Below are 12,565 nucleotides of genomic sequence, written 5' to 3'. Positions count from 1 at the left end.
CCTCCGGCTTGTGCCCCTTCGTTCCCATCTGTCCGTCCTCGTCCTGGCCCGAAAGCCATACCTCAGGGCGGACCACTTCACTGGGGGCGGATCACCTCAGGAGGCACGCCGATCGCGGCGGGATTGTGGGCCTAGGGCCGCCGCATGGTCGCCGAGTAGCTCGATACTGGCAGCATGCCGCAGCCGCGCGGCTGCAGCCCGAAACATGCACGACGCAACTTCGCCCTTGGCGGGCGTATCCTCCCAGACACGGCTGGGGCCTACGGACTCCGGCCTCTTTCGTGAGGCTCGAGCATGTCGCCGTGGTTGACTGCCGTCCTGAGCCTCGAGACCGCGCTGTGCTCCACGATCCTAGCGGAGGCTGATCATGATCGTCAGGAAGTAGAGGAGCCGGCGGCTGAGATAGCCCGCGTGTCCGGTTGGCTCCTGTTGGCCGCTATAGGCTTCCTGCTTTGGTCAAGGCCAGCTGACTGGCGGCGGCGCGCTGCTAGGCAGGCGGTGACCTCGCCACGTGGAACACCCGTCCTGGCTACCTGTTCGCTTCCTGCGGCGACAGGAGTGCAAAGGATGGCTGGCCTGACGAAGAGACCTGAGAGCGACCCGCCGGAGCCCGAGTTGCCCCACGGTCTACCGATGCCGCCCAACACCGGCGACATGCCGCCACCGAGGCTACCGCCGGCTCCTGACGACGATCCCGCACCGCCGGGCAAAGAGCCGGCACCCGACATCGATGAGGTACCGGGCCTCTGATCAATCAGGCCTGAGGGCACGAAAAACGTGCCTGGGCGGCCAGGAGGAATGCAGCCTTCTCGTGTTGCTTCCGTGTTGCGTGGAGCAACCGCAACCACGTAGGCTCGGGTCGTAACCCTTTGTAATTTCACGGTCCGTGTTGCGACGTGTTGTGAGGTCAGAATGGGTCGCTGCGGCAAAGAAAAACCCGCCAAGTCACTGACGTGGCGGGTTAAATCCTGGCGACTCCGGTAGGGCTCGAACCTACGACCTGCCGCTTAGAAGGCGGCGGCTTCGCACTGTCGCGGCATTTCACGTAGTTAGACGCGACTTTACGGAAGTAAGCGAACGTCTCATGTGGACTGTATTGCACAGCCGACTGCGCACGACCTTTATTGCGGTAAAATGCGGGGAAGCCAGATGAATTAGAGCGTCGCCACATAACGGTAACCGCGGCTGCAACCCCAGACCAGACTTAGGCGCACCCCGAAGCATATCATCCAGAGACCCCAAATCACGCTTCCTAGCGGAAGCTAGCTGAGTAGTTCGATTTGACCACAGTCGCTGAGATGCGGAAATTGACCGATGGCCTGCAAACGGACGCTACGCCTGTGACCCAATCAAGACGCCCCGGCCACCGTGGGCGCTACTTCGAAGTGGAATTTCGTGAGGCCTCCGGTAGTCTCGGCACCGGCTGGAAAGCGGAAGTGAGCTTATTGCCGACAACCGTGCATTCAGCCCTGCGGCAAATTCGGGCAGCGCGGTCATTGGCGAGCACCCGAAGCCTCAGCCATTAAATTGGTTTTCGCCTCTCGACCGCATATGCCATAGTGCGCCGAGGAAGAGACCGGAATGGCACTGACGCAGATCGCATGTCCCGAGTGGACAGAATATCGAGACCGAAGCGGCCTCGATCCGCTCGGCATGCAGAACGGAAGCATCAATCTCTATCAGCGTCTACTTCCTGGCATCAGTAACGTTACGCTACGCATGCGCTACTACGGCCTGTATGCGTGGCTCTCTCTCATCAACGCAGAGGAAGGATCACGGAGCACAGATTCCGCAGAATGGCGGCAACTCATCAGGCGCAGTGAAGCTTTGTACGTCCTAGCCGGCGTCCACAACGGAGACCAAACCGGTGTCGCCGGCAGCCGATGGGCTCAAGCAAAACTCAATTCCGAGAGCGGTCGGATCGCCTTCGCGGCGCACGCCGATCCAAATGGCGAGGCGACACCGTATCTTAAACAAGCTTATGGCGCCTACGGAGCCGCATATGGAAGCCAGCTCTTCGTAACGAGTGTCCTTGCCCATTCCGAAAGCCACGCCATTCCAGTGCCGAGTGAGGAATTCGGCATGCCTCTAGCAGCTGCTTTCGCAACATCGATCGGGGATGCTGCAAATCTGTTCAAGAAGATCGTTCGCAAGGGAAGTGTTACTCGCAGTGAGCTCGACGCGCTGCAGCCTGCACTCCCGAGTCAGATCGGTAAGCGCACCGCCGAACGCCAACTCTACGAAGACCTACTGTTCGCGACTGGCCGCCGCCGTGAACAAGACGATCTTGCCCGCCGTGACACGTTGCTTTTGCTGCTGCAATGCGCAGATCACTTCGAAGAAGATATCCAAGCGGACGATGTTCGCTGGCTACTTTACGCGTCAGCTAGCCCAGACGGCAGATTATTCTCCAGCGGAAGCGCTCGTCTGAGCCAACATCAAGCTAGATGGCGGGTCTACCAAGCCAATGATCTACTCCATTATGCATACGAAGGGCTCCTTAAGTTTTTCCTTGAAAGGCTTGCCGGATATCCGGCCGGCGCGACATTGGCTGCCATGCTCGACGAGTGCGCCAGTCTCGTCGTCGCGGAGATGGAGTTCGTACCCCAGACTTGGGGCGACTTTGTCTCCCAGGCCGTACCGGAAGCGAATGCGTCCACCGAAGACGTTCGGAGCGAGCGAACTCTGACATCTTGGGACAGTATGCCCGGCGGCGACACGGGTGCCTTCACGGCAGAGCATGCCCGGAACGCGCTTCAGCTTCTAGCGACGTTGACCAGAAGGTCGGAAGCCGATCTCGACACGATCGAGGCGGAACTTGGGACGATGTCGAAGGAACTATCTCACTCGCTCAGTACGGAACTGACCTTTTTAGCAGGGTTATCGGACAGAAATTTTGTCGCGGCGATCATCGACATACTGCAGAAGCGTATCATCAATCGGCATCTCTGGGTCGCGCATCGAAAATTCAGACAGGGTGACTACACGTTTCTGATCGAGGCCGATGACGGTCGGGTACGCTTACGAAGCCCGAGCGGCCCGGTTTTCACGAATCCGCGCCTTTCCTCTGCCCTGACTTTCCTTCGCGACATTCATCTTGTCGATAAGAACGGCCTCACGGCGAGCGGTCGGAAGCTGAAGTCGGCATCATGAAGCTTTACGAGCAATTCGCGCAGACCGGCTATCACACCTCCCTTGTCACAAGCTTCGGTATCGATTTCGACGCCTACGAAAGCGCCGTTCTCGGCCGCCTTCGTGGTGCCGGATGCAACAACAACCTGCTCGTCGTCGATCGCGGCATGCTATGCCTAGCGCTCGAAGAGGGTGGACAACTTCCTAGAGACGCGGGCCGAACCTATACCGTCACTTCCGCCCGGACCGAGGGCGTCTTTCATCCCAAGGTCGTGCTCCAAATCGGTCGTGACAGCGCGCGGCTGATCGTCGGGTCGGCCAATATGACTTCGGCCGGCCTTGCCGGTAATCTCGAAGTCGTGGGCACCGTCGAGACGAAGGACCCAAGCTCAGTCGAAGCACGAATAATTGCGGCCGCATGGTCGTTCGTGTCAAGCTTCCTCGATCGCGACGACGAAGGCATCGACGCACAGATCCGGTGGATGCTGTCTCGTTCGCCGTGGCTCTCGAAAATCGAGCCCCCCGAAGCGCCGCTCCGCCTTTCGGACAATCACCTTGCGATGTTTATCGCATCCAGTAGCGATCCGATCGGGCGGCGCTTCGAGGCACTAATCGGGGACCAGAAGGTGCGCCGCTTGATCGTCGTTAGTCCCTATTGGGACGGCGATCTGTCCGCCCTAAATCGGTTTCTGGAGAATTTGAAGCCTGAGAGTGTATTCATCCTTCTTGACCGAGATCGGCATATCTTCAGACCTGCCGCGATCGCAGAGGATTACAAAACCAAGGTAAAACTCCTCGGATTTTATGGCAAGAAAGATCAATTCATTCACGCCAAAATTATCATCGCTGAAACGGACGGTGGCGATTTCGTCCTCTACGGGAGTGCGAATTGCACGACGGCCGCCTTGGGCCGGGCGAGCGCCGGTGGGATCAATACCGAAGCTTGTCTCTATCGATCTCTCCCGGCCGGAACGGCCGTAGATAACCTCGATCTGGCGCGTTTCCTTGGAGGCGAGCCAATCGACCACAAAGACTACTACGTAATTCAGGCACCACCCGAGCTGCCGCTTGATGTGATCGCGGCCCGGTTTCCCGGGCAATTTTCTTGCAAATTCGACAGGCTAATCTGGGTGCCGCCGCCAAGCGCCGACCCAAGCGTTGACAAGATCGAATTGTTGTCGAGCACCGGTGTGCCGCTATCGATCGAGCTGCGTAGGACAGCCAGCAATGATGCGCGCCGTATTCAATTCATGCTCGCCGGAGAAGAGAAGCCAGCTTTCGCACGCGTTCGGCGCAAAGACGGCACGCTGTCGAGTATCGCCATCGTGACAGTCCTCGATGACCTGCGCAACGCGATGAAAGACCCACGTAGCCGGCAAATAGACGCCGCCCTCGCCAAGCTAGACGGTGAAGCTGATATGGGGCTTTGGCTTCTGGATGTCCTGGGCGAGTTGGAAACGGCACTCGCCAATCAGCGACGTTCGGTTGCGCCGCATGTCCTCGCGAAGGCTCGCGAGCGCGAGGCCGAAGTGGTCTCCGCCAGGATCTTGACGTACGACGAGTTCATGGCCGGTCGCCGTCTCCAATCCGAACTTGGAGGTGCTAGCCGGGACGGCTTGTCGGGTACCGAGTTCTCGTCATTCCGCAGCTACCTGAATCGCTTTTTGTCGATCGACGAACCGCCTGAGGCCGAAGCCAATCAGGACTTCGATGCCACTAACGCCTTCGATCTTGGCGACGAAACAGCCGACGCCGAAGCAGCCCTGGATCAGGGACAAGAGTTCAGTGGAACCGCACCGCACACCAGAACACCCGCGTCGCCGGCCGCGAAAGAAAGGTACGATACCTGGGTCGCTACGCGGAGGCGGGGCAATCAAGGCGAGTTGATCTGCGCCGTCGAAGAGTTGCTGAAGATGGTCCGGACAAAGGCTCACGATGACGGGTTAAGCGTGGTTGACATGCTCCGCCTTCGCGCCTTCCTCATGATCCTGGCAGCCGCCGGTTGGCGAGACACCCTACTCCCGGCCCGATCCTGGCATGTATTGCCAGCGACAGGCGACATCGCAACGGCATGGCCTCGTCTGATGGGCAAGGTTCTCTTCGCCTATTTCGGAGGAACCTCTCCTGCCATCCACAAGCTAAAACTTGACAGTTTCTTTGACCAGCTATCAGACGACATCTTGGAATGCTTAGGGACCTGCATTTGGGCAATTCACGCCGCCATCGACGGCGCAATGCGGCACAAGGATGTTGGCGCCGCAAACTCTCTCGAGTTGCTTGCCAAATCAATTTATCGGATCGTTCTCCTGCAGCCTGATGATATGAACGACCCGCGCATCATTCGCACTATTGACGCCTTGAGTGCACGTTTCGCCCGGAACTTGAATCCGTCCGCCGAAACAATTCGGGCCATGCACGCGGCAACGACGGCTGCCGTTTTCGCAAATAAGCAGGCGTCCGCTGGTAGCGTGTCGCACCAGAACAACAAACATTCGAAGATTGTGTCAATCTCCAGCACTGGCAACCGTCGCCAGTAAAAGCCACTTCTTCTTCTCGGCCGCTTGGTGGCCGATAATCTAAGACCGAAACGGGTAGATTTTATTCGGTCCGCCCGTGACCGGACAGGCATCGAAGCGGACCTTTCCAGGGTTGGCAATCGAGCGAGCACGGACGGCGCATCGGCGTCTGTTTCCTCAGCCGACCATCTCAGAAGCTACGGACTAAGATCGGCTAATCTCGGCCGAGTGGTGAGGCACCACACTCCATGATACGGAGTACCCCCACATCAGTGAGCCGCATCCGTTGCCATCGAAGCCAAGGCTTTTGTCTATTCAGAGAGGTTTACGATGACTCGGCAAACAGCGACGCTCCGGGTAATCAGCCTGATGGCCACGGTGCTCACAATCGGGACCGCAACGGCAGCTGAGTTCGCAACGAAGGAAGAAGCGGTCACCATGGTGAAGAGGGCGATCGTCTTCATCAAAGAGCAGGGTGAGGTTAAGGCTTATGCCGAGTTCAGTCGGAAGGGCGGTCAGTTCCACGACCGCGATCTCTACATCACCGTGCTCGGCCTGGATGGTAAGGTCCTTGCCCATGGGCAACGGGCCGACTTCGTCGGCAAAAACCTGATCGACGCCAAGGATCCAGACGGCAAGCTGTTCATCAAAGAGCGGAGTGATCTGGCACTCCACAACGCTTCATTCTGGCAGAAATACAAGTTCATGAACCCAGCGACGCAGAAGGTCGAAGCGAAGGACATGTACTGCGAGCGACTCGGTGACACTAACGTCTGCGGTGGCGTGTACGGATCCTGAAGAGACAAATCCTAGGCAGGCGCACCGATCTGCGCGCGCTTGAGCGGTCAAACGCAATCGAAGCGCCGCCCTCGATTAGCTTTCCGAGCGCTATCCCGAGCAGCGCGCATCCCGTATGTCGGGGGGAATGGCATAAATCCAGTATCCTCGGCCGCGGCACTGGAATCGCTCACGACATCCAGCCTTAACCACTTGCAAGGTTGTCCCTCGTTCGAGTCGGTGAATCTATTAGGGTCCGACCTACGCCGCGTGAGATAATGGAGCTTGGCGCGTTCCGTGTTGCATCCAGCAGAATATTTGTCATGGCCCAGAAAAAGAAGTCGCGCGAGCCGTCGGTCAACGTCGACGGGGCGCTGAGGATGATCCCGGAACACATGCGGGCTGACGCCGGCAAAGGAACTGAGACGATCTCAACCCGGGATTGCGCCTGGATCGGAAGGGATGGCGAGTTGCATGGAGTTCCCCTGAGCCGCTTCGATCTGGAGGTCAGGCCGCTCGACCAAGCCATCGCGATAGCCAAAGCCGAGGGGGTGGTGAGGAACCAACCCGCGGGGGCGAGCCGACCAGCGCCGAAGCTGTGGATGGAGTGGGAGACTCACAAGCGAGGCCCGAAGCAATACGTCGATGACTATCTGCTCTGTAGGATTGCGGAAGCGTATCACAAAGCGTTTTTCAGCGACGCGTTGAAGTACCCCGCGCTCGACCCAATCATCAACGCGATCATCAACGCACACGGCCCAACGGGCGCGCCTGAGCGCTACAGCGACGGCGCGTTGCTGGCGCGGCTGAGGCGCAAGTTCAATAAGCGCAAGGACGATCTGCTCAGCGCCGTAGGCGCCGAGGATCTACCGGAGCGGGGGCCGAAGTTGGCCCGCGCGCGACGAGAACTCAACGACCTTGAGAGGAGCGGTATTCCAATCGACCGCTCGCGTCTCGATCCCGCTCTCAGCGGACAGCCGAAGCGCGCCGGAAATATGTAAATTCCGGTTCTGTTCAACATACCGAAGCATGGGGCGCCCATAACAGAGGTGTTCCATGAAGACCGACAGCACACCTATTCCAGCCGCTGTGCCTGCGGGGCAGCGGTTCCTCACCGTGCCTCAGGCCGCGAGAGCGACAGGCATACCGAGTTACAAGATTCGCCGCGCTGTACGGGCCGGCGTCATCCCGAGCTACGGGGTTCTGGATGGCCGAATCTACGTTCGCATCGACGATATAAACGCAGCAATGACAGGCCGGACAACGGGAGCCTGTGATCAGATCTCGTTCGAGTATCTCAAGGCTGCCGATACGGAAGGCGGTTCACTGTGAACCCCTCCCTTTGCAACCGAAAGACCGCACTCGCGTCTGATTTCCGGACGCTCGCCCCGCTGTACTGGGAACGCGGGTTCCGCGTTCTTCCGCTTGAGCCGCGCACCAAGCGACCTGCGCAAGAGCTTAAGGGATGGCCTGGTTTTGCCTCTAGCCCACTCAACGCTGATAGGCGCGCTGAGCTGATTAATCGCTACTCGGATCGCGGCCTCGGTATCCTCACCGGCACCGAGTTATCGGACGGGTATCGCCTTGGCGCGATCGACATCGATCAGGACGCCTTCGTCCCTGTCGTGCAAGTCATCCTTGGTGATGCCTCTTGCGCAAAGAGAGGCAAGAAGGGCCTCACGGTCTTCGTCCGCTACAGCGAAGATCTCAAGTCCACCAAGGTCGCGGATGGATCGAGTGGTGGTGCAATTGACGTCCTGCTCGGCGGGAAATTCTCGGTCCTACCACCGTCGATCCACCCCGAGACGGGAGAACCTTACATCTGGGTTGGCTCGTCTCTGCTCGACGCTGATCTTGTCACGATGCCGATCATTAGCCGCGAGACACTACGGCTGTTGAGAGTTGTGGTCGGATCACCACATGCCCAGGTGATCACGACCGGTGCCGGCACACACGACGCTGGCGTCGCGTTTGCGGCGCAGCTCGTCTCGCACGGATGCACTGACGAGCAGATCGTCGCGCTCGTCACAGCGCTCCTGCCTGCCGGTTACGATGGCAACTCACTGAATGAGCTGCCGGGTTGGATCGAGAGCGCCCGCGAGAAGGGGTTTGCGGACACCGCAAAAGGTGGTGCCGGCGGTGGGAAGCGTGGAAACCCGACACCGGCCGATAGTGTGCTGGCGGCGCTCACCGAATTGGGCGTGGATCTGTTCCATGATGAGCGCAAGCGCGGCTTCATCTCCGTCCCGACGGAGGCCGGCGGCATCCTCACCTACCCTGTCAACTCGTCGATGGCTGCGGCGGTACTCCGGCAGGTGTTCTATCGGTTGACTGGCAAGGCTCTGAAGGATGCGGCCCTGTCCGACATTGCAGCGGTCCTCAGCGCACGTGCGATCTTCGACGGTCGATGCGAGAGGATCTGGAGCCGCATTGGCCGACAGGGCACCGACGTACTCGTGGACCTGGGCAGACCGGACGGTCGCGTCGTGCTCATAACGGGCGGCGGCTACCAGATCCTCGCTCGCAGTCCAGTGCGCTTCATCCGAACGCCCGGGATGCTGGAATTACCGGAGCCGGTCCCAGGCGGCCGGATAGAGGAGTTGCGCGACCTGCTCGCGTTGCCGGACGAGACCTACAACCTCGTCCTGGCGTTCCTCATCAACGTCCTAAGACCGGGCGGCCCCTACCTCTGCCTGCTCATCGAAGGGGAGCAGGGCAGTGGAAAGAGCTTTCTCAGCTCGGTCTTGCGTAGGCTTATCGACCCGAACCAAGCCGAGAAACTCCGCCTCCCGGAGAACGAGCGCGACCTGATGGTGCTAGCCGACGCTCTGTTCATGCTGGTGTTCGACAACTCTTCGGGCATGAGCGCGAACGTATCGGATGCCTTGTGCTCTCTCGCGACAGGCAGCGGGTACGCCAGTCGGAAGCTCTACACTGATGGTGAGCTGTATATGATGAATGCCACGCGGCCATTCATCATCAACGGCATCAGCGACGTTGCGACCAAGTCCGATCTGATTGAGCGCGTCATACCGGTGAAGCTCGTCCGGATGGAGGACAATACGAGACGGACCGAAGGTGACATGAACGCTGCCCTGGAGGCGCTTCGCCCAAGGCTTCTTGGTGCCATCTACGACGTCATTGCCTGCGCGATCCGCAACGAGGCCGTTACCAGCACCCCTGCCGGCGTTCGCATGATTGATGCCGCCCGATGGTTGGCGGCCGCTGAGCCCGCGACCGGCCTGCCAACGGGCACAATCGTCGAGGCACTGATGCAATGCCAGAACGAGCGGATCATCGAGCGGACCAACAACGATTCAGTCGTGGTCGAGCTGAGATCGATCCTTGAGAAGGGACGATTCGAGGGCACGATTGCGGAACTACTAGAAGCGATCAAACCAGAATATCCGCCCCGGTTCTTCCCGGATACGCCTCTCAAGTTATCGAAACACCTGGATAAGATCAGGACGGGCCTCAAGCTTGTTGGCATTCATTACGAGCGCGGCCAGCGCAGCAACAAGGGCCAAACGATCCGCGTCTGGTTAGACGGACAAGAAAACGATGCGCCTGCACGGCCGCAGAAGAAGCTGAATTTTGGCCCGCCCGACGCACCAAGTTACTGATCACCGGTGCAGGGAGTGACGATAGTGTAGGTCAACACCCCTTATTCCAAAAAATGGAAGGGGAGGAGGGAGCCCCCTCCGTTCCCCTGGAACGTCAAGGCGCGAGGGCCACCGGCTGTCTACACAACCTGCACCGCCTACACGTTAAAGGCCGACCTACCGCTTCGCGGGCGTTAAGCCTCGGACCGCGAAGCTCAACGGGCTGTGTTCCTGGTGTGGGCAGAATACTACCGGTCGTATTTCCCTCCTCTTGGTGGGCATTTCTCGGATCCGCGGTTCCATGTGCGGTTACGAGCGAACCTCCTCAGAAATCCTTCGGAGATATCAGGTAGACCCCGGTCATTCAGATTTGACTAACTGCGCTTCGCGCCGATTAATTGTTCTGTCTACAACCTCGTGTTTTATTTTCCAAGTGTCGCGGAGCGTGCTCTATGTCTTCTAAGCCATTCAACATTTCGCTGACTAAGCGAGATCGAAAGCGCAAACTCCGTTCCGGCGAGGTTGTTGTGAACACCCGGTGGGTCCTGAACTACTCTGACCCTAAGTCCGGCCAGCGGACACAGCTGTTCTTCGTCCGCCAGAAGGACGCGATCGCCAAGCGCAATGAGATCCAGGCTGCCGTCGAGACGCGGGCCTACGTCCCGGATCGCGATGCCATCACAGTCGCCGATGCGGTTGCGCGGTGGCTCGAAGGTCGACGCGGCGACGTGAAGGGCCGAACGCTCCTCGAGTACGAAAAGGGCGCCCGCTACATCACCGGGCCGCTTCTGGTCTCGGCGACTCCGGCCCAGCGTCGCGCCTTTACCGAAACCGGTCTCGTGCCGGAGGGTGCATCACTCGCGCCGATGCTCGGCCCTATGAAGGTGAACCGTCTTGGTACCGGGGACATACGCGCCTTTCACAAACTACTCGTGAGCGAGGTTGGAGCGTCCAGTGCTGCTCGAGCCAAGAAGTACCTTGGCAGCGCGCTCTCGCTGGCGGCGGAGGATCTCGGCATCCGGCCGCCCACGATGCCAACCCGCCTGAAGGCCGCGCCGCGCGTGCGCAAGGCCATCCTCACGCCGGCACAGATTGCCGCCGTCCTAACGGCCGCGGAAGCCGACCCGGAGCGCGGCGCCTATGTCGCCTTCCCGTTTCTCGCGGGTACCCGGCCCAGCGAGCAATTGGCCTTGCTGTGGGAGGATGTCGACTTTGAGCGGAACGTGATCCGGATCCGGCGCATGCAGGAGATGGACGGGCGCCAGTGCGATGTGACGAAGACCGACGCTGGGCGGCGAGACATCCCTATGTCGGTGCGCCTGCGCGCAGTGCTGGTCTCGTGGCGCGAGATCTGCCCCCGGCGTGAGGGCGAACCGCACCGCGTGTTCCCCGGTCTCGGAAAGCGGCAGGCATGGCCGCTGCCGCGGGTCGGTGGCGGGGGAATCCTGCTCTATGCCAACTTCAGAACGCGGATGTGGGCGCTTCTGCTGAAGCGGGCGGGCGTCCCATACGTCACTCCCCACTCGGCACGCCACGCCTTCATCTCGATCCTTCAGGCCGAAGGCATTGAGGTGGGTCTCGTGGCTCAGATTGCCGGCCATAAGAGCCCGGCGGTAACCCTGAGCCACTACACGCAGGCCGTTCGGGGCGGAGAAGCCGCCTCAATCGCGATTGACCGGGCTTTCGCCGCATAGTGGAGGTTTTCACGCGCGTAGTGCCTATAATGTTGCACCTTTGCTCGCCGCCACACGGATTGTGTAGGTGGGCAGCGTGCCTAGGCACCGCGTAAAGAATCCTAAAATCGATAGCGCAAACACCCGGTAGTGTTCATGCGTTAACTGCGCCAGAAATTATGAAATTGTTCTCGACCATCGCGCGTGGTTCTCTGTTCTGACAGAACGTTCCCACCAGAGAGACGCGACAATGTCGAGCAGTTCCCTCTACGAGACCTCTGCCGCAGCTGCTGGAACTGGGCTCAGTGGCCGCCGTCTCGCTGCCGCCCATGTTGAGGCCGCCCGTCAGCACGCGGCTGCCGCCGATGCTCATGCGCTGGCCGCCGAGATGCACTTCGAAGCTCGCAAACCGGGCGAGGGCGCCGACCCGAGCCAGCAGGAAGACGCTGAGAAAGCCAGCTCTGACGCAGCAACGCAGACCGACACTGCCGCCGAGGCGACCGAGGCGACGGGCATGATCTTGAGAGTGGTGCGTGACGCGGGTCGCGAGGCAGGCGAGGCAGTTCTGCAGGCAGAGGACGGCGAGGATCCTCGTGACGCCCACGCAGCGGCCGCCAAGCACCACGCAGCGGCTGCCAAGCGACACGCCGAAGCTGCTGAGGCATTGGCGCCAGGCAGCGAAGAGGCTGAGGATGCCCGCGCCGAGGCGGAGAGCGCCGCAGCGCGGGCGGAAGATGCTTCCGCTGCGTAAAAAATGCTGATTAGCGAGCTTTGCTTCCGGACTTTTTGTTATCAGGTCGCGGTGTTTGAGGTCTACCAGCCAGAATAAGTCACATAAACTTAAAAACCAATTTTGCATCAACCA

General features: G+C 59.9%; 8 protein-coding genes and 1 tRNA gene. 7 read left to right on the top strand and 2 right to left on the bottom strand.

From position 1 onward, the window contains the following. Positions 1-969 precede the first annotated feature (969 nt). Positions 970-1,082: transfer RNA gene (locus tag ABIC30_RS28415), tRNA-Arg, on the bottom strand. Positions 1,083-1,581: 499 nt separating this feature from the next. On the opposite strand from ABIC30_RS28415, the gene ABIC30_RS28410 reads away from it, so the two are divergent. From ABIC30_RS28410 to ABIC30_RS28380, 7 genes are all read left to right on the top strand, one after another. After that, positions 1,582-3,153, top strand: a complete 1,572-nt coding sequence (locus ABIC30_RS28410) for a hypothetical protein (protein WP_354456480.1) — start codon at positions 1,582-1,584, stop codon at positions 3,151-3,153. Beyond that, on the top strand, positions 3,150-5,669 hold the full coding sequence (locus ABIC30_RS28405) for a phospholipase D-like domain-containing protein (protein WP_354456479.1): 2,520 nt from the start codon (positions 3,150-3,152) through the stop codon (positions 5,667-5,669). Before ABIC30_RS28410 ends, ABIC30_RS28405 begins: the two co-directional genes overlap by 4 nt. A 348-nt stretch (positions 5,670-6,017) precedes the next feature. Beyond that, a complete protein-coding gene (locus tag ABIC30_RS28400) occupies positions 6,018-6,446 on the top strand; it encodes a cache domain-containing protein (RefSeq protein WP_354456478.1) in 429 nt (142 codons plus the stop codon). A gap of 302 nt (positions 6,447-6,748) precedes the next feature. Further along, entirely contained in the window at positions 6,749-7,426 is a 678-nt protein-coding gene (locus tag ABIC30_RS28395; RefSeq protein ID WP_354456477.1) for a hypothetical protein, read from the top strand. Positions 7,427-7,481: 55 nt separating this feature from the next. Further along, a complete protein-coding gene (locus tag ABIC30_RS28390) occupies positions 7,482-7,757 on the top strand; it encodes a helix-turn-helix domain-containing protein (RefSeq protein WP_354456476.1) in 276 nt (91 codons plus the stop codon). Beyond that, positions 7,754-10,048 carry a bifunctional DNA primase/polymerase gene (locus ABIC30_RS28385; protein WP_354456475.1) on the top strand — a complete coding sequence of 765 codons (2,295 nt, stop codon included), beginning with the start codon at positions 7,754-7,756 and terminating at the stop codon, positions 10,046-10,048. The genes ABIC30_RS28390 and ABIC30_RS28385 overlap by 4 nt, the downstream gene beginning before the upstream one ends. 431 nt (positions 10,049-10,479) lie before the next feature. After that, a complete protein-coding gene (locus ABIC30_RS28380; protein ID WP_354456474.1) occupies positions 10,480-11,721 on the top strand; it encodes a tyrosine-type recombinase/integrase in 1,242 nt (413 codons plus the stop codon). A 133-nt stretch (positions 11,722-11,854) separates the two neighbouring features. On the opposite strand, the gene ABIC30_RS28375 is transcribed toward ABIC30_RS28380, so the two are convergent. After that, positions 11,855-12,559 carry a hypothetical protein gene (locus ABIC30_RS28375; protein WP_354456473.1) on the bottom strand — a complete coding sequence of 235 codons (705 nt, stop codon included), beginning with the start codon at positions 12,557-12,559 and terminating at the stop codon, positions 11,855-11,857. Positions 12,560-12,565: the final 6 nt, after the last annotated feature.

Origin of the sequence: Methylobacterium sp. 1030 (assembly GCF_040544715.1) — a bacterium.
Classification (GTDB): Bacteria; Pseudomonadota; Alphaproteobacteria; order Rhizobiales; family Beijerinckiaceae; genus Methylobacterium.
Note: the sequence above shows the minus strand (reverse complement) of the source record. Positions and strands in the feature narration are given on the sequence as shown.